This is a genomic window from Mesorhizobium sp. CNPSo 4684, assembly GCF_057784315.1.
In genome coordinates, this window is the sequence record NZ_JBWLUX010000013.1 from 1 (window position 1) to 22,962 (window position 22,962).

The following is a 22,962-nucleotide window of genomic DNA, read 5'->3' on the forward strand; positions in this document are numbered from 1 at the left end:
TGACGAAGGCGAAGATCCCAAGCTCTCCCGCGGCTGTAACCTCAGGTGGTACGGGCGACTTCGCCAAGCCAAGGTCCGGGCGGCCGCCCGGACCTTGGCTCAATCGCTTCAATCCCACGAAATCTCTCTCGTGTAGATACAAGGTGGCGCGGCGCAGCCGCGACGGAGAGGGGGAATGGCGCGGCCTTCAACGAGAGAAATCACCAACGCCGCAGCCCCCTCTCCGTCCGCTTCGCGGCCACCTCTCCCCCGCTTTGCGGGGGCGAGGAACCCAAGGCTGGCGAGGTTACGCCACCCCATACACCAGGCTCACCCGTCCATCCGAAAGCGGCTCGGCCTTGCGCAGTTCCAGCTTGTGCCTAGCGTGCACTGTGCCAAACAGCGCCTTGCCGTCGCCGGCGAGCAGCGGATAGACGATCAGCCGCATCTCATCGACCAGCCCGGCCTCGATCAGGCTGGCGGTGATGCGGGCGCCGCCCATGAGATAGATGTCCTTGCCCGGCTCGCGCTTCAGCGCGGCGATGTCGTCGAGGCTGCGCAGGAAGCGCGTCGACGGCCAGGCTGCCGAAGTCATGGTGTTCGACAGCACATAATGCGGGGTTTTCGCGGCAAACCGGGCCCATTCGAGTTCGGCCGGGTCGACCAGCTTGCCGGTCATCGGCAGCGGCTGGTCCGGCTCGTTCTCAAGGATCGCGCTCCAGTAGCGCTCATAGCCGGCATACATGACGCCGCCGAGCAGGCAGGCGTCGATCTCAGGCATCAGGCCGTATTCCTCCGACCAGTTGTCGACCCAGTCGGCGAACCCTTCGGGTCCTTCCATCTTGCCGTCGATGGAGATCTTCATTCCGGTGATCAATTTACGCATGACTTCCTCCTTCAGGCTTGCGGGATGCAAGCACGTCGCTTGGTTTCATCGGTGGTAAGTGCGAGCCTCCAGGGCGGAGGCTACGCGGTCGTTGCGAGATGGCCGATCGGCCATCCCTGTTGCACCCGTCCCCCTGGCGTGGGGACGTGGCGGTCAGTGGTGGTCCATATCCATCTGGTCTGTCAGGCAAAGGACATCGCGGTAGGCGCAGAGATCGTCGATGAGCGGCTTTTCGTCGGCCAGTATTTTCGCCCTCTCCGTCTCGCCGACGAGCTGGATCATGTAGCTCTGCTCGGCGTTGCCTTGTCTGTCGATGAAGGGATTGAGCAGGCTGGAAGGATTGGCGAGGTCCGGCGCCGCGCCGATGTCCTCATTGGTGATGCCGGCGGCATAGAACATCAGATGCGGCATCGGCATGGTGTGAACCTGCATGTCGGGCGGGCCGATGGTGCGCATGACTGGACCCACCATGTAGGACAGGCCTGCCTTGTCGGGCGTTTTGTAGGTCTTGTTGTCGTAGCGGTTCTGGATTTCAGCCTTCAGCGCGGCAGCGTCCATGCCCTCGGCGCGAAGCTTGGCGGCATCCATGATCACCTTGAGATAGGTGCTGGTGCCGGCGGCGTCGTAGCAGAGGGGAAAATAGATGTCGTTGCGGAAGTCGCCGATTTCCCAGGCAGTGCGCTCGACAATACAGGTCAAAGCGCTCGTGCCTTGCCGGGCAAGCTGATAGCCCTTGGCGGGATCGAGCAGATAGACGGTCGCCTTGTCGCGCAATGGCGACGGCAAGGCGCTGAGCGCATAGCGGGTTTCGAGCTGGGCCGGCATCCGGTCGATGGTCGTGTCGGCTGCCCGGGCTGCCGACTGGCCGGCAAGACCGATTGTTATAGCCAAGCCGATTGTTCTGAATGCACGCATTGTCTCTCTCCAATGTTGGGACGTGTTTCATCGGTCCTCGCGCCGGCATCCGGCGCGAGGTCAGGCAGAAATGCTTAGGTCAGGTCAGGCCGGCAGGCGCTGGTCGTAGTCGGTCTTGAGACGGTTCCAGCCGTCCCAGAACGTTTCCGGCTTCTCGCCCGTCATGCGGGCCGCCAGAATATCGAGATGTATGTGCCAGCCGGCGGCATGCATCAGCAGGCTCGAGCGGTCGGGCAGGCGGCGGTGAATAACGGTGAGCAGGACATCGTCGCCGCGCTGCGCCAATTCGAACGAGACATTGCCGCTGCCGCTCCAGGTGATGGTGAGCTTGCGCGGCGGGTCGTATTCGACAATGCGGCTCTGCATCCGGTGCTCATCACCGAAGCCGGCCGGCCTTTCTCCGGGCGGGTCGGTGAGTTCGTCATTGCGCCAGACGAGTTCGAAGGACGAACCTTCCCCCTCCTCCATGTCGCCGGCGGCCATCCACTGGCGGCGCAGATCGCTCTGCGTCAGATATTCCCAGACGCGCTCCCTGGTTCCGGGCAAAAGCCGTTCGATCCTCAAAGTGGCGGGTTGGATCAACTGGCCGTAGCCGTCGAAGTTCATCTGGTTCATTGGTCGTCTCCCTCGGATGATGTTGGCGTGATCGATTCTGGCTTGGGTGTTTCTGGCTTCATCGGTGGCGGCATCGTCTGCGTCGTCGATGTTTTGCGGTTCGCCTCCTCGCGCAACAGCTGTTCGAGGACATCGAGGCGGCTGTTCCAGAAGCGCGCGTAGGCGCCGAGCCACTCATAGGCGGTGGCCAGCGGACGCGCCTCGAGGTGACAGACATGGGTGCGGCCGCGCACTTCGCGACGGATCAGCCCGGCATGCTCCAGCGCCTTGATGTGCTTGGAGGCGGCGGCCAGCGACATGGCAAAGGGTTCGGCCAGCTGGCTCACCGTACGCTCGCCGCCGGCGAGGCTGTTGAGCATGTTGCGGCGCGTGGCGTCGCTAAGGGCGTGAAAAACCTGATCCATCTGGGGCGTCTCTAATTCAACCATGTAGTTGAATATAGATGCAGGCTTTTGAATAGTCAACCGTTTGGTTGAATGTTTTTTTGGGAGAAGGAGCCGACCCCCTACCCCCCTTGTGGGAGGTCGGACCGCAGGTTCGGGTGGGGTGCTTGGCGCTGACCGCGGGGATGAGAGCAATCTCCCCCCTCGTGGGGGAGATGTCCGGAAGGACAGAGGGGGGCGCGAAGGATCGCTACGTCTCAGCTACTCATGTCTTCGGCAAGGCCGGGTGCCACATGTGATTGACAGGCCTGCGGGACAGCGCCCCCCTCTGGCCTGCCGGCTTTCGTCATTCGGAAAGCCAAGCAATTGGCTTTCCATCCGCTTCGCGGACCATTCCTCAACCCCCACAAGGAGGGAGATTAGCAGCGTCAGCCCCTCACCCCGCCATTGCCAGCGGCACCGGGCTCTTGTTGGGGATCTGGATGTCGATCTCCAGCGTCGACATGGTCTCGCCGCGGTCCATCGAGACCTGCAGATAGTCCTGGTCGATCTGCACATGCTTGGCGATCACCGCCATGATCTCCTCGCGCAGGATGGAGACGAGGTCGGGCTGGCTGCGGTTGCGGCGCTCGTAGGCGAGCAGCACTTGCAGCCGCTCGCGCGCCACCGGCGCGCTGGTGCGCCGCTTGAAGATGTCGAGCAGGTTCATGCCGCCCTCCTTCCCAAAAGACGATCGAGGAAGCCCTTGCGTTCGAAGGGCACAATGACCGGCAGCTGTTCGCCCTCGAGCCGCTTTGCGGCATCGATGTAAGCCTTGGCTGCGGCATTCAGCGGCTCCGACAATGTCACCGGCGAGCCGAGGTTGGAGGCGCGCAGGACATCCTGGCTCTCCGGGATGATGCCCAAGAGCGGCGTCGACAGAATCTCCAGCACATCGTCGATCGACAGCATTTCGCCGCGAGCCGCGCGGGCGGCATCGTAGCGCGTGACCAGCACGTGCTTGGCGATCTGCTCGCCCTGCTCGGCGCGCAAGGTGCGGGCGTCGAGCAGGCCGATGATGCGATCGGAATCGCGCACCGAACTCACCTCAGGATTGGTGACGATGACCGCCTCGTCGGCAAAGCGCATGGCGAGCTGCGCGCCACGCTCGATGCCGGCCGGGCTGTCGCAGAAGACATAGTCGAAGACCGAGCGCAGCTTGCCGATGACCTCGGCCACGCCCTCCTCGGTCAGCGCATCCTTGTCGCGCGTCTGCGAGGCCGGCAGCAGGAACAGCGTCTCGACCCGCTTGTCGCGGATCAGCGCCTGCGACAGCTTTGCCGAGCCCTGGATGACGTTGACGAGGTCGAACACCACGCGCCGTTCGGCCCCCATGATCAAATCGAGGTTGCGCAGGCCGACATCGAAATCGACCAGCGCCACCTTCTTGCCGGTCTTGGCGACCGCCGCCCCCAGAGCCGCGGTCGAGGTCGTCTTGCCGACGCCCCCCTTGCCCGAGGTGACCACCACTACCTTGCCCATCAATAAAGCCTCCGTTGTTGTTCGTTATGTCGCTGACCGGGCGCGAGCCGCGCCCGCCGCATTAGCTGAAAGGGGCGATGCGCAGCATGCCGTTGTCGAGAAATGCCTGCACAGGCTTGCCCCGGACTGACGGGTCCATCTCCTCGGCCGTGCAATACCAGCCATCGACCGACAGAAGCTCGGCCTCGTTTCTGCGGCAGAAGACGCGGGCCGCCGTGTTGCCCTGCGCACCCGCCGAAGCGCGGCCGCGCAGCGTGCCATAGACATGGATCGAGCCGGTGGCGACGATTTCGGAGCCGGAAGCGACCGAGCCCAGCACGATGACATCGCCATGCGGATGAAAGATCAGCTGCCCCGAGCGGATCGGCGAGCGGATCATCAACGTGCCGGCGTCCGGCGCGCCGGCTTTGGCGTCGTTCGGCAGCGGCTTGGCATCGGCCGCCGGCTTCGGATCGGTTGCCTTCAAATCGTTTGGCTTCAGATCCGCCTTCAAATCGCTTGCTGCCTTAAGATCGGCGGCCGGCTTGTCGCCCGACGCAGTAGCATCCTCCGCCCTGCCCGCCTTGCGGCTTGGCTGCAGCAGCCCGTCGGTGGTCGCCTCCTTGGCGCCGACCAGCACCGGCGGCAGATGCGCGCCAAGCTCGCCGCCGCCGTCGAGTTCCATGGCATAGACGCGGATGCCGCGCTGGCCGAGCACGCCGATCAGCGCTTCGATGGCGACGACATCGGGCTTCAGCACGTTCAGATCGAGCACCACCGGGCGGCCGGCAAAGTAGCCCGGCGAGTTGCCGATCCAGCGATCCAGGCTCTCCAGCCAAACATCCAAAGGCGCCTCCGGCGTCAGCGTGAAAGCGACGAAGGAGCGGGCGCGAAAGCGAATGGATTTGGCGTCGAGGGGAGCGGCAAAGGTCACGGCGGGCGATTCCTTACTGATAGGTAAACGCTAGGCCGGGCATGGTTAATGAAAGGTTAACGGGAGGGGGAGCCCGCGTGAAATCGGAAGGTTGGCTAGACGCCAGTTTCGGACGCCAACCGGCGACACATTGTACGTCTTGATACGGGCCGTATGCGGACTGGCAGCTTCGAGGTTCGGATTTTGAGAAGCGGACACTCCCGGTAGCCGCAGGCGTGGACGTGATCTGACCCAAGTACGACGCTCGCTTGTTCGCCGACAGACGGTCGCTTTGCGCCACGCTCCCGACCTTGCGGTCCGCTCAATCGCAGGATTGTGCAACGGCTAAAGGCCTTTGGCGGATCGGATCGGTGGCTCGAGCAACTCTGGCCTGCCAGAATAACGCCTTCGAGCGCGGCGGGTTAGACAGATAACGTCTGATTCGCAGATACATTAGCAGCAGGAAATATGTTGCCAAACGGCGGAAAGAGACGGATCATCAACGCCCGCACCACCCCGATCGAGAATTGGCAGAGACAGGGCTGATCGGGGTTGGCGATCGTATCGAACGCCAGGGAGGTTCAGATGAAACTGCGTGCTTGCCTGCCAAGCGCGGGATGGACCGCACTTGTCCTGATGGGTCTCGGCACCGGCGCTGCCGTTGCTTACGTCGCCGACAGTCCGTTGCAGTCGCGGCTTGCGGCGGCGACAAGAGTGCCGTTGCCGGGAGAACTCGGCGTCGGACACTGTGTCGTCCTGGCCGCCGCCGGCCAATCATTGTCCCCGGAAGACATGAAGGCCTACGAAGAGGCCCAGCCGCCCCTGTGGGACGACCTGGGTTCCTTGAACTATCCAATCAGCACAAAGAGCGCAGATGCTCAAAAATACTTTGACCAGGGGCTGCGGCTCGCCACCAACTTCAATCACGCGGAGGCGCGACGCGCCTTCCGCAAGGCACAAAGCCTCGATCCCGACTGCGCGATGTGCTTCCTCGGCGAGGCGCTGATCCTTGGGCCCAACATCAACGTGCCGATGGATCCTGCCGCAAATGCACCGGCGATCGCTGCTCTTCGAAAGGCGCAAGCGCTTTCATCCGGTGCCACCGAGAAGGAGCGGCGACTGATCGAGGCAGTCGCTACGCGGTATTCCGAAGATCCCAACGCCGATCGAAACGCCCTGAATGCCGCATTCGCCGATGCAACTGCGGCGCTTTCCGACAAATATCCTGACGATCTCGAGCTCGCTGTGCTGGCGGCAGAGGCGGGCATGGACACGCAGCCCTGGGACTATTGGAAGCCGGGCGGCAAGGAACCCAAGGGCCGCACCGCCGACGTCCAGAAGCGGCTGGAAGGCGTTCTCGCCAAGAAGCCTGACCATCCGATGGCAATTCACCTCTACATTCATCTTGTCGAGGCATCGGATCGTCCGGAGCGCGCCGAGCCCTACGCGGATCGGCTGGCAACGCTTATGCCGGGGGCCGGACACATCGTCCATATGCCGAGCCATATCTACTACCGCGTCGGCCGCTACACGGACTCGCTGAAGTCCAACGAAGCTGCCTCGAAAGTGGACGAGACATATATCGCCGAAACCGGCGCTGTCGGTGTCTATCCGCTCGGCTACTATTCCCACAACGTGCACTTCGTATTGGTTTCGGCCCAGCTCCTCGGTGACTCGAAGACGGTGCTTGCAGAGGCCGACAAGCTGGACAAGTTTCTGACCAACGATGTAGCCACGGCCATTCCGATCGTACAGCCGGTGAAAGCAGCTCCCTATTTTGCCTGGGCGCAATATGCCGAGCCCGATACGATCCTGGCCAAGCCCGAGCCGGCCGGCGCGCCGCCTTACGTCACGTCGATGTGGCACTATGCGCGCGGCGTCGCCCTGGCCGAGAAGAAGGACACGTCAGGCGCCCGAGCAGAGGCGGACGCCATCCACAAGATCGCCCAGGAGACCGACTGGTCGGTGCACGATGCCTGGGGAATCCCGGCATTGTCTGTCCTGCAAGTGGCCGAAGATGTCGTACGCGCCCGCGCTGCGCAGGCCGAGAACGATGTCGGCGGTTCGATAGCCCTCTGGAAGAAGGCGGCCGAAACGCAGGACACGATCCCCTATATGGAGCCACCGTACTGGTACTATCCCGTGAGGCAGTCCCTGGGCGCCGCCCTCCTCAAGAACGGTCAGCCGGCGGACGCGGCGAAGGAGTTCGTGGCGGCGCTCGACCGCGCACGCAGCAGCGCCTGGGCGCTGTTCGGGCTGCAGCAGGCGGCGAAGGCCCAAGGCGATACTGCGGCCGAAACCAAGGCCGCGGACGAATTTTCGAAAGCCTGGAAGGGCGATCCAGGCACGGTGACGCTCGAACGGCTCTGACGGAGCTCATACGGGCGGACCGATCCGGTCGGCCGCCCGGGCTCCAACCGTTCACCGAATTCCGATTTGTCGGAACACCTCCAAGCGGTGGTTTGGTTTGACCTGGCCAGTCTTGAGTAGCGAATTTCTCGGTCGCCATCCCGATCCCGAGCAGCCGTCCCTGCTGCCCAACGGAAGGTAGGTGAGAAAATGACACGAGTGCACTGATGGGCCCGGCCTGGACGCCGGCGACGGTCGCGCTGATGGTGCTTGGCTTCGTGCTCTTCTGGCCGCTCGGCCTTGGCCACGCTGGCCTACATCCTCTGGGGCGACCGGTTCGTCAAACGCGTGCGAGCGGGCGAAGGTGACGGTGCGCAACCGCCTAACCGATCGCGGGCGCCCGCCACGAGTTGCGATACGGAGCTCATCCGCTCCCGCTTCGTTGTCGTTCGAATAGAAGACCAGCGCAGCTGCGACCGTCCGCATCAGGCATTGTATAAGACGTTCGCACGTAGCCGTGCGAAGGTCGGCAAATGGCGCAACCACGACCTCCAGCCTGATGGCCGGCAAGGTCTGCTTTCAGGGAAGCTGCGAAGCTGACCTCTACGGCCGACATGAGGCGCATTGCTGTCATTCGTAATTACAGAGAATGAACGCCTTCAATGGTGTATCGCTATTGCGACCACCTCCTCAATGCCGCTTGAAATACTGCACCTTCGGCCTCGTGTTTCTCCGCCGCTTCGCGGTTATCAAACGCGCCGAGATTGCGCCTCTTCCCAGACTTTTTGTCCGGTGGCGGCGCGGTCGGTGCCCAGGCGGTCGAACAGACCCCGCGCTTCGTCCCCCGACATGCCGGTGCGCACGGACCAGTTCCTCGACTAAGAACGTTAGTGCCGGCAATCTCCTTTGTTTGCGGCAGGGCTTCGTCGGCCGTCAGCGGCAAAGCGGCTTCCCGGTGGATCTCCATCGCGTTCTGGTGCAGTGGCGCTTGTGGTCGCCATGGGCGCCTCCCTCACCTTGCCTGCCCGGCGACCCGCCATGCCGAACATGCTTAACGCCGGAGCAGCTTGTCGTGTTACGATTGCCCGTCGGCATCCTCAAGTCAACGCGGCTGCAAGTGCCGGCTCGTGAACCAAACACGCGGGCAAGCTGACGGCAAAGAATTTCCTGCCGCAGGGTTTCGCAAAGCGAGGAGACGTTGATGCGCGCAAGGGGCCGATTTTTCTGTAGCCTGGTGGCTGTCCTGTTTGCCGGTGTCTTCTGGGTGGATGCCGCCCATGCGCAGGATGCAGGGTGTATGTTGGAGCCGGTGGCCGGTACGTCCCGACAGATTCTGAGATGTCGGGAAGGCCTTTCCGTCATCGTGGAAGGTGGCGCTCGTTTTACGCTGGAGGATCGCGATAGAAACGGCAGTCCCGACGCGGTCAGGTTGCGGCGCAAGGCGCTGCTGCTCGATGCTCGGCCCGGCGCGGTCCAGGGTGGCTTCGCGGTGATCACCCCGCAGGCAATCGCCGCGGTGCGCGGCACAAAATGGGCAGTCGACGTTGGCAATGGCAAGACGTCTGTTTTCGTCCTGAGAGGTCGCGTCGCCGTGCAAAGACCGGCATCCACCGATGTCGTGGTCCTCGCACCGGGGGATGGCGTGGACGTCGAGGCCGGGACAGGCGAACTCGTCGTCAAGCGCTGGCCCGCGAAGCGCGTGTCCGCCTTGCTGGCCCGTTTCGGCCAGTGAGCTTGCCCAATGAGCCGGCAATGAGCCGACGAGGGCTTCCGACGCTGATCGCGCTCGTTCTGGCGGGTCTTTGGGGCGCCGGCCTGGGCTTCGCACACTGGCGCAGTAATTTGTGGTTTCTCGATCGCGTCGAGGCAACGATGACCGATCTTCGAACGCTTGTTCGAGGAACGGCAAAGCCGCCGGAGCTGGTCACCATTGTCGCGATAGACGATGAAGCGGTGCGGCGCGAGGGCAGCTATCCGCTCAGCCGCGCCACGCTTGCCCGGATCATCGATACGATAGAGCCGCTTGGGCCGAAAGCCATTGCGCTCGACCTGCTGCTGGTCGACCCCGGGGCAAAAGACACTGACGAAGCGCTAGCGCGTTCGCTGAGCAGGAGCAGAAGCGTAATCGCCGCAGCGGCGATCTACCCCGGAAGCAAACAATGGACGCTGGGCGAAGGACCGCTGGCCCGCGTGCCGAATGCCGAGCGGTTTCTGTGGCCCCTGAAAGCGTTTTCGGACGCCGCCGCTGTCGGCGTCGTGAACGTGGTCACCGACAAGACGGGAACGCCCCGGTTCGTGCCGTTGCTGTTTCGGGCCGGAGACCAGTTGCAAGCGTCCTTCTCCTTGCGTGTCGCCGCCATGGCGGCGGGAGAGGACCCTGGAATTACGCCCGATGATCTATCGCTGGACGGACGGTCGATCCGTACGGACATTGGTCACATCCTGCCTCTGACATTCTATGGCCCGCGCGGCACGATCCGCACGATCAGCGCCGCGACCGTGCTGGAGGGCCAATTCGATCCCGGCGCTATCCGGGGTCGAATTGTCTTGATAGGAGCGACCGCAACCGGCACCGGCGATGTCTTCCCGACACCGTTCGATCCCATATTGCCGGGCGTCGAGGTCATGTCGACGGCGATTGCCCATCTGTTGACTGGCGACGGAATCGTGCGCGACCAGAATGTTCGCCTTGCAGACGCAGGCTTTGCCGTGGTGCTGCCCATGCTTCTTGTCGGCCTGTTGGCGTGGCGCCGAAACGCCATCGGCCTCGCGGCGGTCGCCGGCGTGGTCCTGATCTGGGTCGCGGTCAACATGACCGCTTTCCTGCACCATATCTGGTTGAGCGCCGCGCTGCCGATGACCGCCGCCATTCCGCCGGCAATCCTGTTTGGGGCCGCGCAGCTTTGGCTGGGCAGGAGCCGGGCTCAATATTTCGCCACGCAGAGCCAATTGCTTCAACGCGTTGAAGCCCCAGGACTGGGGGCATGGCTCGCCAAGCATGGCGACTTCCTCTCGGAACCCGTCCGGACAGAAGCCGCCATCCTGTTCATCGACCTGTCCGGCTTCACCGGACTGAGTGAAACATTGGGACCGAGCGCCACACGCGAACTCCTGAACAATTTTCACGCGTTGGTGGACGAAGAAGTGACAAGCTGTGGTGGCGTTGTCACGAGTTTCATGGGTGACGGCGCCATGATCCTGTTCGGCCTGCCGGAACCGGCGACAGACGACGCCTTCAATGCTGCCCGCTGTTGTGTCGGGCTCTCCAGCCACACCAACGATTGGCTTGCCTCGTTGCCTGCGTCGACCGCATCCCGGATCGGCTTCAAGATTGGAGCGCATCATGGAACAATCGTGGCCTCACGACTCGGCGGCGAAGGGCGTCAGCACATTGCAGCCATCGGCGACACCGTCAACGTTGCAAGTCGCTTGATGGAGATCGCTGCCGACCAGAATGCCGAAGTGGCGGTGAGTTACGAAATGCTTGAGGTCGCCGGTCGCGACTGCGCGTTGTTCAAATCCGGTGCTTTAAGAGGACCTGTGGAGACCCAGATCCGTGGGCGATCCAGCTCGCTCGCAATCTGGCTTTGGCAGAGTGCGCGGGCGCAGCAGTAGATCCGGCCCCGTGATCAATGGCGCACCATCCATCCCTTCGCCAAGCCTCTGGCGCCGTGAGGCCCCCGATCAAGACGTGCGCCGCCCTTTCCCCTCGAGCCTCCGCGCCGCCTGCTCAACCGCAGCCCGGTCGGTGCCCAGGCGATCGATCAGCTCCTGCGCCTCGTCGCCCGATATGCCGGTGCGCACGGCCAATTCCTCGACCGTCAGCACGTCGGTGCTGGCGATCTCTCTGGTTTGCGGCAAGGCGTCGTCGGCCGTCAGCGGCAAAGCGGTTTCCCGGTCGATTTCGGCTTCGGCCCTGTGCCAGTGATGCTCGGGATCGCCACCGCCTTCGCGCTCCCAGATCTGGTATGCGCGCTTCTGGATCTTCTCGTGCCGTTCGTCACTCATCGTCGTTCCTCCCTGGTGTCAGGGAAGAACGCGGTGCCGGTGCGAACGATCCAAAAAATTTTGGGTGATCGGTGGAGCTAACGGAAAAGGCGGCGCTCTACGGCGCCCCCCTTCTGGCCTGCCGGCGTTCGTCGTTCGGACAGCCAAGCAATTGGCTTCCCGTCCGCTGCGCGGACCACTCCTCACCCCCCACTTGTGGGGAGATTAGCATCTTCGGCGCCTCGCCAGTTCTGTGACGTTGGAGGTTGGCGACGGCCGAGGTGACGGCCAATCTCCCTCCTTGTGGGGGAGATGCCCGGCAAGGCAGAGGGGGGCGCCGTGGAGCGCGACGGTGCAGGATGACTTCCCCCTCGCCCTTGCCTGCCTCAAACCGGCAACCGCACCTCCAGCGTGAACTCGTTCTCCGCCGCCAGAAGTGCCGCCACCATCTCCTTGTCGCGCTGGCGTTGCTGCAGATAGCAGGCCACCAGCCAGTCCAGCGAGAACCTGCCGGCGCCAACCGCGGCCAACACGAACATGCCGCCTGATATGGCCAGATCCTTTTCGAAATTCAGCAATTCGCTCTGGCTGGCGAAATTGGTGTGGAACAACGTGGCCGTTGCCAGGCAAAACAGGCCAAGGCCGATGCCGCCCAGCCGCGTCAGCAGGCCTGTCGCAACGGAGAGCCCTGCCCCCAGTTGCAGCGCGATGGTCGCGATGAAAGGCGGCAGGCCGACGCCCTGGGCTGCCATCGCCTTGGCGGCGCCGTCGAAATGGATGGCCAGTGTCACACCCTCATGCAGGAAGATGAAGGACATTAGCAGGCGGCCGGCAAGCAAGGTGACGTCCTTGAGGCGATATTTTGCGGCGAGCGTGTGCAGCTTCGCGGTGTGGTCGGTCAGTAGCATGGTCTGGCTCCGGATTTTGGGTGCAGGCAGCCGCCGCGCGCCCGGTGGGGCGGGCGTGGATGGCGCTGGACGGGAGATGTCCGAGGGGCCGGAGCCAGCCTGAGGGAAGCATGCCGGCTCCGGCCTTTGTGGGCGCCGGCCACGGACGCCCAAAGTGTGGTGGATGGGTTGAGGTCGGCGCCAAGGCCCCCTCATCCGGCCGCTTCGCGGCCACCTCTGCCGGGGCGAGTCACGGGCCTCGCCCGTCCTTCGGACCCCCGTTGGGGAGAAGAGGAAAGCGTCAGCGCTGGTCGCCTCCTCTCCCCTCGGGGAGAGGTCGGATTGCCCCGAATTGCCCTTGCAATTCGGTTGGCAATCCGGGTGAGGGGGAATTTGCGCTGTGGCCTTACTGCGTCACCTTGGTGTCAATCGCCTTCTGCAAATCCTCGAGTTCCTCGCAGCCGGCGGGGCAGAGTTTCTGCAGCGAGGCCAATTGTTCGTTGGCCTTGGCCATGTCGCCGGTTTCGACATAGAGCTCGCCCAGATATTCGCGGGCGGCCTTGTGGTCGGGCTTCAGCTCCAGCGCCTTGTTGTAGTAGGTCAGCGCGGTGGTGAAGTCGCCGGTCTTGCGCAGCGTGAAGCCGAGCAGATTGTAGACGTCGGCCTGCTGGTTGTCCTGCGCGAGATCGCGCAGGTCGGCCAACGCGCCCTTGTAGTCCTTGACGGCGATCTTGGCCTGGACGGCGGTGAGGTCGGGCGCATCAGTGCCTTCGATGTCGTCAACAGCAAAGGCCGGCATGACGGTCGCTGCGGGAACCACGGTCAGCACGGCGATGGCGCCGAGCAGGCCGAACAGAGCGTTCTTGCCCAGACAGGATTTTCTCATTGTCTTTCTCGCTTTGGTTGGAAGCTCGCGCTCAAATCTGAACAGGGGTGAAGCCGTAGGCATTGCCGTCCTTGACGAAGACGCCGGTGCCCGGGAACGGGAAGTGCGAACCGGAAATGCGGATGTTGTCCGCGATCACCCGGTCGATGATTTTGTGACGCGTGGCGATCGCCGTCGGTCCGTCCTGGTCGTAGCTGCCCTGCCATTCCGGATGCGGCGCCAGCAGCGCTGGCACATACATGGTGTCGGCCGAGACCATCAGTTGCTCCTTGCCGGAATTGGCGAGGTAGACCGAGTGGCCCGGCGTGTGGCCCGGGGCGGCGATGATCTGGATGCCGGGCACGACCTCGGCGCCATCATTGACCCGCTTCCAGTTCTTCCATTTCGGAAAATTTTCGGCGATGCGCTTCCCGGCGGGCTTGCGGCCCTCGGGCAGTTTCGCCAGCCGGCTGGGGTCGGTCCACCAATTGTATTCGGTGGCGTTGACGATCAGCTCGGCATTGGGGAACACCGGCGCGTTGGTGCCCTTCTCCATCAGACCCCAGACATGGTCGGGATGGAAATGCGAGATCATGATGGTGTCGATTGCCTTGTAGTCGATGCCGGCGGCGGCCATGTTGGCCGGCAGATGCGTGGCGTTGGTCTGCCACTGGCCGACGCCCGAGCCGGCATCCATCATGATCAGCTTGCCGTTCATCTTGAGCACGACGACGGTGAGCGGGATCGGCATGAATTCGGTGGTCAGCCCAGCCTTGGCGAGTGCGGCCTTGGTGTCGTCGACCGAGACATCCTTGATGAAGGCCGGATCGTGGGGCTTGCGCCAGATGCCGTCATAGATGGCGGTGACCTCGATATCGCCGACCTTGTATTTGTAGAAGCCGACCGCCGGCTCGACGGGCGTTTCGGCGAAGGCGGCTTTCGTGAATTCCAGCTTGCCGGCGAGGCCGAAGGCGGCTGCGGCGAGCGTGGTTCCAAGCAATGTGCGACGTGTCATGCTGAACATGGTGATTTCCTCTTGTGAGTGATGTCTGAAGTCGCGGAGAGATGACGGAGAGCGCTGGCTCCCCGTCCTGATCGGTGAGGCGGCTGCGCGGATCCGGCGCCGTCGCCCATGACTCAGCGGCCCCAGATGCTGTCGCGGTTGTGCCGGTCAATGATGTCTTGCACCGAGCCCTGCTTCGGCCCCGTCGTCGCCTTGGTGTCGACGCCGTCCTGGTGTGCTGTGTAGGGAATTGACGCCGTGGCATTGGTGTCCACGGAAGGCTGGCCGGCCTTGTTGGTGAAGTGGTCGCTGCCGGCAAAGGCAGCGCTCGAGGCAAGCAGCATCGCAGCCACGCTGAAAGCGAGCTTGGTCATGTCCAAAATTCCTTGTTTCGTCTCTTTGGGTCGCGGGCTGGAATGGCCCCGCTGATAACAAGACCCGGAAGGGCCGTGCTTTATTCCCCGGTGCGGTGAGATTTTTTTGGAAGGGGAGAAATCAGGGGGCGGTCGAGCAGACGCTGGGCCGGATCAGGCGCGGTTGCGGCGCCTCGGCAATTTCGCCGAACCGTCAGAACGCTACTCCGCCGCCTCTGCGTAATCCACGGGCACATAATTGAGGATCGGGCCGAGCCAGCGCTCGACCTCGGCCAGCGGCATGGCCTTGCGGCGGGCGTAATCCTCGACCTGGTCGCGTTCGACCTTGGCGACGCCGAAATAGTAGCTTTCGGGATGCGCGAGATAGAGGCCGGACACCGACGAGCCCGGCCACATCGCGTAGCTCTCGGTCAGGCTGACGCCGGCATTGCCCTCGCCGTCCAGCAGCCGGAACAAAGTCGCCTTTTCGGTATGGTCGGGCTGCGCGGGATAGCCGGGCGCCGGGCGGATGCCGCGATAGGGTTCGCCGATCAGTTCGTCCGGCGCCAGCTTCTCGTCGGCCGCGTAGCCCCAGAAGTCCTTGCGCACCTTCTCGTGCATGCGCTCGGCGAAAGCTTCGGCGAAACGGTCGGCCAGCGCCTTGACCATGATCGAGGAATAGTCGTCATTGGCCCGCTCGAAGCGCTCGGCGATCGCCACCTCCTCGATGCCGGCGGTGACGATGAAGCCGCCGATATAATCGGGCTTGCCGCTCTCGGCAGGCGCGACGAAATCCGACAGCGCGACATTGGCCTTGCCGTCGCGCTTGGTCAGTTGCTGGCGCAGCGTGAAGAACGTCGCCAGCTCCTGCGAGCGTGCCTCATCCGTGAACAGCTTGATGTCGTCATCGACGGCATTGGCCGGCCAGAAGCCGATGACGCCGCGCGGCGCAAACCATTTTTCCGCGATGATCTTCTTCAGCATCGCCTGCGCATCCTCGAACAGCTGGCGCGCGGCGGGGCCCTGCGTCTCGTCTTCGAGGATCTTGGGATAACGGCCCTTTAGCTCCCAGGTCTGGAAGAACGGCGTCCAGTCGATGTAGCGCGCCAGCTCCGCCAGGTCCCAGTCCTGGAACAGTTTCACGCCCGTGAAGGACGGCCTCGGCGGCTGGTAGGCCGACCAGTCGACCTTGTGCGCATTGGCCCTTGCTTTGGCCAGCGGCAGCCGCTGCTTGTCGGCCTCGGAGCGGGCATGCGCGTCGGCGACTTTTTTGTATTCGGCCCGCACCGTGTCGACATAATCGGCCTTGCCGTCGTTTGAGAGCAGCGCCGATACCACGCCGACGGCCCGGCTGGCGTCGGTGACATAGACCGTCTGACCCTTGGAATAGCGCGGGTGGATCTTCACCGCCGTGTGCACGCGGCTGGTCGTCGCGCCGCCGATCAGAAGCGGGATGTCGAAGCCTTCGCGCTCCATTTCCGAAGCCATGTGCACCATCTCGTCCAGCGACGGCGTGATCAGGCCGGACAGGCCGATGATGTCGACATTTTGCTCGCGCGCCGTCTGCAGGATCTTCGCCGCCGGTACCATAACGCCGAGATCGATGATCTCGTAATTGTTGCAGGCGAGCACGACGCCGACGATGTTCTTGCCGATGTCGTGGACATCGCCCTTCACCGTCGCCATCAGGATCTTTCCCGCCGTCTGGCGCTCGCCATTGTCGATGCCATTGGCGGCGTTGGCCAGTTTCTCGGCCTCCATATGCGGCAGCAATCCAGCCACCGCCTGCTTCATCACCCGCGCCGACTTGACCACTTGCGGCAGGAACATTTTTCCCGCGCCAAACAGGTCGCCGACGACATTCATGCCGGCCATGAGCGGGCCTTCGATGACATGCAGCGGACGCTCGGCGGCCAGCCGCGCTTCCTCGGTGTCGGCGTCGATGAATTCGGTGATGCCGTTGACCAGCGCATGCGAAATGCGCCCTTCGACCGGCAGCTCGCGCCAGGCGAGATCGCGCTCCTTGCCCTCCTTGCCGGCGGCGCCCTTGAAACGCTCGGCGATCTCCAGCATGCGCTCGGTGGCGGTGCCGCCGGCCCTGGGTGCGCGGTTGAGCACGACATCCTCGCAGGCCTCGCGCAGCTCCGGCTCGATCGTGTCGTAGACGGCGAGCTGGCCGGCATTGACGATGCCCATATCCATGCCGCGCTGGATGGCGTGGTAGAGGAACACGGCGTGCATGGCCTCGCGCACCGGCTCGTTGCCGCGGAACGAGAAGGACAGGTTAGACACGCCGCCCGAGATATGGACATGCGGCAAGGTGCCGGTGATCTCGCCGGTGGCCTCGATGAAGTCGACGCCGTAATTGTCGTGCTCCTCGATGCCGGTGGCGACCGCGAAGACATTGGGGTCGAAGACGATGTCTTCGGGCGGGAAGCCGGCCTGTTCGGTGAGCAGCTTGTAGGCGCGGGTGCAGATTTCGACCTTGCGCGCCTTGGTGTCGGCCTGGCCGACCTCGTCGAAGGCCATGACGACCACCGCCGCGCCATAGGCGCGCACCAGCCTGGCATGATGCAGGAACGCTTCTTCGCCTTCCTTCATCGAGATGGAATTGACCAGCGGCTTGCCTTGCACGCATTTCAGGCCGGCCTCGATGATTTCCCATTTCGAGGAGTCGACCATGACAGGCACACGCGCGATGTCGGGCTCGGCGGCGATCAAATTGAGATACCCGACCATCGCCTTCTTCGAATCGATCAGGCCTTCGTCCATGTTGATGTCGATGATCTGCGCGCCATTGGCGACCTGGTCGCGCGCCACGTCGAGCGCGGGGACATAATCGCCCGCCGTGATCAGCTTTCTGAACTTGGCCGAGCCGGTGACGTTGGTGCGCTCGCCGACATTGACGAAGGGAATCTCGTCGGTCAGCGTGAACGGCTCCAGGCCGGACAGCCGCATCTTGCGCGCGATCTCGGGAATGGGGCGCGGCGGATATTTTTTGACCGCCTCGGCGATGGCGCGGATGTGCTCCGGCGTCGAGCCGCAGCAGCCGCCGACGACGTTGACCAGCCCTTCCCTGGCGAAATTCTCTATCTGCGCGGCCATGAAGTCCGGGCTCTCGTCATAGCGACCGAATTCATTGGGCAAGCCGGCATTCGGATAGGCGCAGACGAAGGTGTCGGCGACGCCGGATATTTCGGCCAGATGCGCGCGCATGGCGTTAGCGCCGAGCGCGCAGTTGAGGCCGATGGTGAAGGGGCTGGCGTGGCGCACCGAATGCCAGAAGGCGGTCGGCGTCTGGCCCGACAATGTGCGGCCGGAGAGATCGGTGATGGTGCCGGAAATCATCACCGGCAGATGCACGCCCTTCTCGAGAAAGATCTCGTTGCAGGCGAAGATCGCCGCCTTGGCGTTCAGCGTATCGAAGATGGTCTCGATCAGGATGATGTCGGCGCCGCCGTCGATCAGGCCGCGCAACTGCTCGCCATAGGCCAGGCGCAATTCGTCGAAGCTCACGGCACGATAGCCGGGATTGTTGACGTCGGGTGACATCGAGGCGGTGCGGTTGGTTGGCCCCAGCGCGCCGGCGACGAAGCGGCGCTTGCCGTCTTCCTGCTCGGCGCGAATGGCGGCGCGCCGCACCAGCCGCGCACCGTCGCGATTCAGCGCATAGACGGCATCCTCCATGCCGTAATCAGCCTGCGCGATCGAAGTGGAGGAGAAGGTGTTGGTCTCGAGGATGTCGGCGCCGGCGATGGCGTACTGATAGTGGATCTCCTCGATCGCTGCGGGCTGCGTCAGGATCAGCAGGTCGTTGTTGCCCTGCTGGTGGCAGGCGCAGCCGGCGAAGGCCTCGCCGCGGAAATGCTCCTCGTCGAAACCCAGACCCTGGATCTGCGTGCCCATGGCGCCGTCAAGGATGAGGATGCGCTCGCGCGCCGCCGCGGTGAGTGCCGCAAGCACTTCGGAACCGTCGGGCTTTACCGCGACGGGGCCGAACAACGCATCCAGCGATGCAGAATTCTGCGACATTTTTTATCCTTGGGGCGACAACCATCATATAAGGATATCTTTATGTCAATATACGGATACGACCGAACATGTCACGGCCGGTCAATCATCATGACCCACAGCAGGCCGGCACCGGTCATTGGCGGAACCGGCGCTGCCTACCCCACAACGTCCCGATACACCCTCACCTCGCCATCCTGGCCGCGAATGCGCCAGTTGTCCCCTTCCCGCGCCTCGATATGGTACGGCCCAAGCGGCACCTTGCCGCCGCCTTCCGGCAGGTCCAGCACATAGACGGGATTGCAGATGCCCGACAGGCGGGCGCGCAGCGCGCCGGCCAGCGCCTGTCCCTCGGCAATGGTGGTGCGCCGATGCGCCATGCCGCGCGCGAGGTCGCCGTGGTGCAGGTAATAGGGCTTTACCCCCAGACGATACATCAGCTCGCGGCAGAGCTCCTCCAGCACCTCGACCGTGTCGTTGACGCCCTTGAGCAGGACGCTCTGGTTGAGCAGCACGAAGCCTGCCTGGCGCAGGCTGCGGCAGGCCACCTCGGTGGCCGGCGTGATCTCCCGCGCGTGGTTGAAATGCGTGACGACGGTGACCATCAGCCGGCCCTGCAAGGCGCCAACCAGCCCCGGCGTGATGCGCGTCGGCAGCACGACAGGCACACGGGTGTGGATGCGCAGCAGCCGCACATGCGCGATCGCCTCGATGCGGGCGCGGATTTCGGCCAGCGCCTTGTCCGGCAGCGACAGCGGATCGCCACCGGTCAGGATCACCTCGCGGATTTCGGTGCGGGCTTCGATATAGGCAAAAGCCTCTTCGAGAGCCTCGTGCGTATAGCCACGCCCGATCGAGGTCAGGGACTCCTTGCGGAAGCAGAAGCGGCAATAGACCGCGCACTGATAGGTCGGGAACAACAGCACCCGGTCGGCATGGCGGTGCGTCAGTCGCGGCACCGGACTGAAGGCATGGTCGGCGATTGGATCGTCGAGCTCGCCCTCGGTTTCCACCAGCTCATCCGGCGACGGAATGATTTGCGCGCGGATCGGATCGGCGGGATCGTTCCAGTCGATCAGGTCGAGATAGGTTTTTGGGGCACGCACCTTGTGCCGCACGGCCGCTTCCTGCGCCGCCACCCGCTCAGTTGGCGACAGCGGCAGCGAGGCGAGATCGCGGACGTGGCGGACGCCGGCGCGGATGTCGTCCTGCCAGGCGCTGTCGGCATCGGCGGCTTTGAGATTGGTGTCTGTGGTCATTGGAGGTCTCGGAGCAGCAATTTGCGCGGAGCTATCGGCCGGATGGCGCAGTTGGTCAACCGTCTGTTGCCGCCGACGTTGATCCGTAGAGTTCCCGCCGACCTCAGAGGCTGACGCTGCCCCTCATTGCCCTGCCGGGCATTTCTCGCCGTAAAACGGGGAGAAAGTGGCTAATCCCGACTTTCGCCGCAATCGACCAGCGCCGCGATTTCGGGCAATCTGACGGACAAGGCGCTCAATGGGGAGATGGGCGCTGACAGGGAGGACCGCCATGAGCAAAAGACCGCGCTATGAGGATGCCGTTCAGCGCTTTCGCATCGAAGACGAGATCGCCCGGTTGCATGGCAACCCTGCAACCGGCATCAATGCCTATGTCGAATGCTGCGGCCGCTACACCGGTGAAAACCGGCTGGCGCTGCGCGCGATCTCGGCCGGCGGCGAATTGCGAGAATTCACCTTCGACGATCTCGCCGACATGTCGGGTCGCGCCGCCAGTGTGCTCAAGGATGCCGGCGTCGGTGCCGGCGATGTCGTCGCCGGCATGCTGCCGCGCATCCCCGAGCTGGTGGCGCTCATCCTCGGCACATGGCGCATTGGCGCGGTCTACCAGCCGCTGTTCACCGCCTTCGGCCCGAAGGCCATCGAGCACCGTCTCGGCTACAGCGGTGCGAAGATCGTGGTGACCAATCCGGCAAATCGCGGCAAGCTCGACGAGGTCGAGACACCAGCGCAAATCGCGACCATTCTTGGCTCCGACGAGGCGCTGCCGGAAGGCGACATCGATTTCCGCGCCGCCGTTGCGGCCGCCTCGCCCGACTGCCAGCCGGTGATGCGCAAGGGCGACGACCTGTTCATGATAATGTCGACCTCCGGCACGACAGGCCTGCCCAAGGGCGTTCCGGTGCCGCTGCGCGCCCTGCTGGCGTTCGGCGCCTATATGCGCGATGCGATCGGGCTGCTGCCCGACGATATCTTCTGGAACATCGCCGATCCCGGCTGGGCCTACGGCCTCTATTACGCCATCACCGGTCCGTTGCAGCTCGGCATCGCCACCACCTTCTATGAAGGCGCCTTCAACGCCAAAAGCACCTACGACCTTATCGAGCGGCTCGGCGTCACCAGCCTCGCCGGCTCGCCGACCGCCTATCGCCTGCTTATGGCGGAAGGGCCTGAGGCCGCCGCTCGTGTAAAAGGCAGACTGCGCGTGGTGAGCAGCGCCGGCGAACCGCTCAATCCGGAAGTGATCCGCTGGTTCGACGCCCATCTCGCCGCCCCGATCCACGACCATTATGGCCAGACCGAGAACGGCATGATGGTGAACAACCATCATGGGCTCTCGCATGTCGTACGTGCGGGCTCGGCCGGCTTCGCCATGCCCGGCTACCGCATGGTGGTGCTCGACGAGGCCGGCAACGAGCTCGGCCCCAACCAGCCCGGTATCCTTGCCGTCGACATTGGCAGATCGCCGCTGCGCTGGTTCGAGGGTTATCATCAGGCCGAGACGCCGGCGATATCAGGCGGCTACTACCGCACCGGCGACACGGTGGAGTATGAGCCGGACGGCTCGGTGTCCTTCATCGGTCGCGCCGACGATGTCATCACCTCGGCCGGCTACCGCATCGGCCCGTTCGACGTCGAAAGCGCGCTGATCGAGCATCCGGCGGTCAACGAGGCGGCCGTCGTCGGCGTGCCCGATCCGCAGCGCACCGAGATCGTCAAGGCCTTCGTGGTGCTGGCACCGGCCTACAAGGGCAACCCGAAGCTAGCCGAAGAGCTTGCCCAACACGTCAAGAAGCGGCTCTCGGCGCATTCCTATCCGCGCGAGGTCGAGTTCGTCACCGAACTACCGAAGACCCCAAGCGGCAAGATCCAGCGGTTTTTGCTGAGGAAGGCGGAAGTGGAGAAGCGCAAGGCGTGATTAGGCGCCAATCTCCCTCCTTGAGGGGGAGATGTCGCCGAAGGCGACAGAGGGGGTCGTTGCGCGTGAAGCGCTAACGTCGTCTCGCACTGCAAAAGGAGTCAGCGCTTCACGCGCGGCGACCCCCTCTGGCCTGCCGGCCATCTCCCCCTCAAGGGGGGAGATCTGCAGCTCCGACGCCGTCTTTTTTCGGCCCAATGTTGTCATGTATCCTTGGAATCGAAGGTAGAGCGGGTTTTAAATCATGCGGATGGTCTGGACGTTTCTGTTCGCGCTCGTGAGCAGCGTTGCTTTCGCGGCCTCGCCGGAGGATGACTATATCGCAGCGCGCGACAAGGCGATTGCGGCCATCGCGGCGCTGAACGACGCGAATGCTGCAATCGAAACCATCGACGCCCAGAACGAGAAGGCGCTGGCCGACCTGCAACAGCGTCTTTCCGGCATTATCGGCCCCTTGGGCGTCAAGGATTTTCCGGCAACCGGCACGATCAATATCGAAAGCCTCAGCGACTCCGACATCGGCTACGGCATGCTCGATGGGCTGCGATACACCAAAGGCGACGACGGCCCCACCCTGGTGGCAACGACGCGAGGGCTGCTGGAGCGCTGGCTCCAGGCCAAAGCCGCCGAGACCGACGAGAGTTTCAAACTGCCTGCAAGCATCGATGAGGCGCTGAAGCTCGATGCTTTCTATACCCAGGCGATCAACAGCGACGCCGCCTTCGAGGGAACGCTCGACTTTCCGCTGAAGACGCCTCAAGGCGCCGACATTGCCTTCGCACGGCTCGGCGGCTGGACGCAGGACGTCGGACCGATCTACGAGCAGGAAGTCATCGTTACGATCATCAAAGGCAAGAGCGTCACGATCACAGCGGCGCCGGCGGCCCCTGCCGTCCCGAAGATCGCCGCCTGCGACGCCGTCTGGGCGGCTGCGGATGCCGCCGCGCAGAAATTCCAGGAGGCCTACCAGGCTTCGGACCTCAAGGACGAAAAAGCGTTCGATGCCTCCAATGCCGCCTGGGAAAAAGGCGACGCCGACTATCGCGCCTGCATGGGGAAGAACCTGCCGGCCGACCCGGCCTTCCCGGCACTGCTTGCCCAGGCGCAGGCGCTTGCCGACCAGATGGCGGGGAAGTAAG

General features: G+C 63.8%; 19 protein-coding genes and 1 pseudogene. 6 read left to right on the forward strand and 14 right to left on the reverse strand.

Annotated elements, in window-relative coordinates:
• Window positions 1–286 precede the first annotated feature (286 nt).
• The 7 genes from AC04SG_RS13940 to minC all read right to left on the reverse strand — a co-directional run bounded on the left by AC04SG_RS13940 (window position 287) and on the right by minC (window position 5,212).
• Complete coding sequence (locus tag AC04SG_RS13940) at window positions 287–865, reverse strand: dihydrofolate reductase family protein (protein ID WP_488551518.1); 579 nt, start codon at window positions 863–865, stop codon at window positions 287–289.
• A gap of 153 nt (window positions 866–1,018) precedes the next feature.
• Window positions 1,019–1,780 (reverse strand): hypothetical protein, encoded by a 762-nt coding sequence (locus AC04SG_RS13945; protein WP_488551519.1) that lies wholly within the window; start codon window positions 1,778–1,780, stop codon window positions 1,019–1,021.
• A gap of 84 nt (window positions 1,781–1,864) precedes the next feature.
• On the reverse strand, window positions 1,865–2,395 hold the full coding sequence (locus tag AC04SG_RS13950; protein ID WP_488551520.1) for an SRPBCC family protein: 531 nt from the start codon (window positions 2,393–2,395) through the stop codon (window positions 1,865–1,867).
• A complete protein-coding gene (locus AC04SG_RS13955) occupies window positions 2,392–2,823 on the reverse strand; it encodes an ArsR/SmtB family transcription factor (protein WP_488551521.1) in 432 nt (143 codons plus the stop codon). Before AC04SG_RS13955 ends, AC04SG_RS13950 begins: the two co-directional genes overlap by 4 nt.
• Before the next feature lie 391 nt (window positions 2,824–3,214).
• Window positions 3,215–3,487 (reverse strand): cell division topological specificity factor MinE, encoded by a 273-nt coding sequence (gene minE / locus AC04SG_RS13960; RefSeq protein WP_112560940.1) that lies wholly within the window; start codon window positions 3,485–3,487, stop codon window positions 3,215–3,217.
• Complete coding sequence (minD, locus tag AC04SG_RS13965; protein ID WP_029869303.1) at window positions 3,484–4,299, reverse strand: septum site-determining protein MinD; 816 nt, start codon at window positions 4,297–4,299, stop codon at window positions 3,484–3,486. Before minD ends, minE begins: the two co-directional genes overlap by 4 nt.
• Before the next feature lie 61 nt (window positions 4,300–4,360).
• Window positions 4,361–5,212, reverse strand: a complete 852-nt coding sequence (gene minC / locus AC04SG_RS13970; protein ID WP_488551522.1) for a septum site-determining protein MinC — start codon at window positions 5,210–5,212, stop codon at window positions 4,361–4,363.
• Between the two features lie 564 nt (window positions 5,213–5,776).
• Between minC and AC04SG_RS13975 the strand changes: the two genes are divergently transcribed.
• The 4 genes and pseudogenes from AC04SG_RS13975 (at window position 5,777) to AC04SG_RS13990 (ending at window position 11,155) form a co-directional block, all read left to right on the forward strand.
• Window positions 5,777–7,561 carry a hypothetical protein gene (locus AC04SG_RS13975; protein ID WP_488551523.1) on the forward strand — a complete coding sequence of 595 codons (1,785 nt, stop codon included), beginning with the start codon at window positions 5,777–5,779 and terminating at the stop codon, window positions 7,559–7,561.
• Window positions 7,562–7,767: 206 nt separating this feature from the next.
• A pseudogene (locus AC04SG_RS13980) lies at window positions 7,768–7,876 on the forward strand (DUF2852 domain-containing protein); the annotation flags it as partial.
• An 865-nt stretch (window positions 7,877–8,741) separates the two neighbouring features.
• Window positions 8,742–9,272, forward strand: coding sequence for a FecR domain-containing protein (locus AC04SG_RS13985; RefSeq protein WP_488551524.1), 531 nt, complete (start codon window positions 8,742–8,744; stop codon window positions 9,270–9,272).
• 20 nt (window positions 9,273–9,292) lie between these two features.
• Complete coding sequence (locus AC04SG_RS13990; RefSeq protein WP_488551642.1) at window positions 9,293–11,155, forward strand: CHASE2 domain-containing protein; 1,863 nt, start codon at window positions 9,293–9,295, stop codon at window positions 11,153–11,155.
• A 69-nt stretch (window positions 11,156–11,224) separates the two neighbouring features.
• On the opposite strand, the gene AC04SG_RS13995 is transcribed toward AC04SG_RS13990, so the two are convergent.
• From AC04SG_RS13995 to AC04SG_RS14025, 7 genes are all read right to left on the reverse strand, one after another.
• Window positions 11,225–11,548, reverse strand: coding sequence for a DUF2934 domain-containing protein (locus AC04SG_RS13995; protein ID WP_488551525.1), 324 nt, complete (start codon window positions 11,546–11,548; stop codon window positions 11,225–11,227).
• Window positions 11,549–11,913: 365 nt separating this feature from the next.
• On the reverse strand, window positions 11,914–12,435 hold the full coding sequence (locus AC04SG_RS14000) for a DoxX family protein (protein WP_488551526.1): 522 nt from the start codon (window positions 12,433–12,435) through the stop codon (window positions 11,914–11,916).
• Between the two features lie 385 nt (window positions 12,436–12,820).
• A complete protein-coding gene (locus AC04SG_RS14005) occupies window positions 12,821–13,300 on the reverse strand; it encodes a tetratricopeptide repeat protein (RefSeq protein WP_488551527.1) in 480 nt (159 codons plus the stop codon).
• Between the two features lie 31 nt (window positions 13,301–13,331).
• Window positions 13,332–14,303 (reverse strand): MBL fold metallo-hydrolase, encoded by a 972-nt coding sequence (locus AC04SG_RS14010; RefSeq protein WP_488551528.1) that lies wholly within the window; start codon window positions 14,301–14,303, stop codon window positions 13,332–13,334.
• 113 nt (window positions 14,304–14,416) lie between these two features.
• A complete protein-coding gene (locus AC04SG_RS14015) occupies window positions 14,417–14,656 on the reverse strand; it encodes a DUF680 domain-containing protein (RefSeq protein ID WP_488551529.1) in 240 nt (79 codons plus the stop codon).
• Window positions 14,657–14,857: 201 nt separating this feature from the next.
• Window positions 14,858–18,667, reverse strand: a complete 3,810-nt coding sequence (metH, locus tag AC04SG_RS14020; RefSeq protein WP_488551530.1) for a methionine synthase — start codon at window positions 18,665–18,667, stop codon at window positions 14,858–14,860.
• Window positions 18,668–18,804: 137 nt separating this feature from the next.
• Window positions 18,805–19,905, reverse strand: coding sequence for a KamA family radical SAM protein (locus AC04SG_RS14025; RefSeq protein ID WP_488551531.1), 1,101 nt, complete (start codon window positions 19,903–19,905; stop codon window positions 18,805–18,807).
• Window positions 19,906–20,176: 271 nt separating this feature from the next.
• On the opposite strand from AC04SG_RS14025, the gene AC04SG_RS14030 reads away from it, so the two are divergent.
• On the forward strand, window positions 20,177–21,823 hold the full coding sequence (locus tag AC04SG_RS14030) for an acyl-CoA synthetase (RefSeq protein WP_488551532.1): 1,647 nt from the start codon (window positions 20,177–20,179) through the stop codon (window positions 21,821–21,823).
• 244 nt (window positions 21,824–22,067) lie between these two features.
• Entirely contained in the window at window positions 22,068–22,961 is an 894-nt protein-coding gene (locus AC04SG_RS14035) for a hypothetical protein (protein ID WP_488551533.1), read from the forward strand.
• Window position 22,962 lies beyond the last annotated feature (1 nt).

What these genes read in the sequence shown, in the direction of transcription:
- AC04SG_RS13940 (WP_488551518.1), bottom strand. Translation starts at nt 865, where the DNA reads ATGCGTAAATTGATCACCGGAATGAAGATCTCCATCGACGGCAAGATG.
- AC04SG_RS13945 (WP_488551519.1), bottom strand. Translation starts at nt 1,780, where the DNA reads ATGCGTGCATTCAGAACAATCGGCTTGGCTATAACAATCGGTCTTGCC.
- AC04SG_RS13950 (WP_488551520.1), bottom strand. Translation starts at nt 2,395, where the DNA reads ATGAACCAGATGAACTTCGACGGCTACGGCCAGTTGATCCAACCCGCC.
- AC04SG_RS13955 (WP_488551521.1), bottom strand. Translation starts at nt 2,823, where the DNA reads ATGGTTGAATTAGAGACGCCCCAGATGGATCAGGTTTTTCACGCCCTT.
- minE (WP_112560940.1), bottom strand. Translation starts at nt 3,487, where the DNA reads ATGAACCTGCTCGACATCTTCAAGCGGCGCACCAGCGCGCCGGTGGCG.
- minD (WP_029869303.1), bottom strand. Translation starts at nt 4,299, where the DNA reads ATGGGCAAGGTAGTGGTGGTCACCTCGGGCAAGGGGGGCGTCGGCAAG.
- AC04SG_RS13975 (WP_488551523.1), top strand. Translation starts at nt 5,777, where the DNA reads ATGAAACTGCGTGCTTGCCTGCCAAGCGCGGGATGGACCGCACTTGTC.
- AC04SG_RS13985 (WP_488551524.1), top strand. Translation starts at nt 8,742, where the DNA reads ATGCGCGCAAGGGGCCGATTTTTCTGTAGCCTGGTGGCTGTCCTGTTT.
- AC04SG_RS13990 (WP_488551642.1), top strand. Translation starts at nt 9,293, where the DNA reads ATGAGCCGACGAGGGCTTCCGACGCTGATCGCGCTCGTTCTGGCGGGT.
- AC04SG_RS13995 (WP_488551525.1), bottom strand. Translation starts at nt 11,548, where the DNA reads ATGAGTGACGAACGGCACGAGAAGATCCAGAAGCGCGCATACCAGATC.
- AC04SG_RS14000 (WP_488551526.1), bottom strand. Translation starts at nt 12,435, where the DNA reads ATGCTACTGACCGACCACACCGCGAAGCTGCACACGCTCGCCGCAAAA.
- AC04SG_RS14005 (WP_488551527.1), bottom strand. Translation starts at nt 13,300, where the DNA reads ATGAGAAAATCCTGTCTGGGCAAGAACGCTCTGTTCGGCCTGCTCGGC.
- AC04SG_RS14010 (WP_488551528.1), bottom strand. Translation starts at nt 14,303, where the DNA reads ATGTTCAGCATGACACGTCGCACATTGCTTGGAACCACGCTCGCCGCA.
- AC04SG_RS14015 (WP_488551529.1), bottom strand. Translation starts at nt 14,656, where the DNA reads ATGACCAAGCTCGCTTTCAGCGTGGCTGCGATGCTGCTTGCCTCGAGC.
- metH (WP_488551530.1), bottom strand. Translation starts at nt 18,667, where the DNA reads ATGTCGCAGAATTCTGCATCGCTGGATGCGTTGTTCGGCCCCGTCGCG.
- AC04SG_RS14025 (WP_488551531.1), bottom strand. Translation starts at nt 19,905, where the DNA reads ATGACCACAGACACCAATCTCAAAGCCGCCGATGCCGACAGCGCCTGG.
- AC04SG_RS14030 (WP_488551532.1), top strand. Translation starts at nt 20,177, where the DNA reads ATGAGCAAAAGACCGCGCTATGAGGATGCCGTTCAGCGCTTTCGCATC.
- AC04SG_RS14035 (WP_488551533.1), top strand. Translation starts at nt 22,068, where the DNA reads ATGCGGATGGTCTGGACGTTTCTGTTCGCGCTCGTGAGCAGCGTTGCT.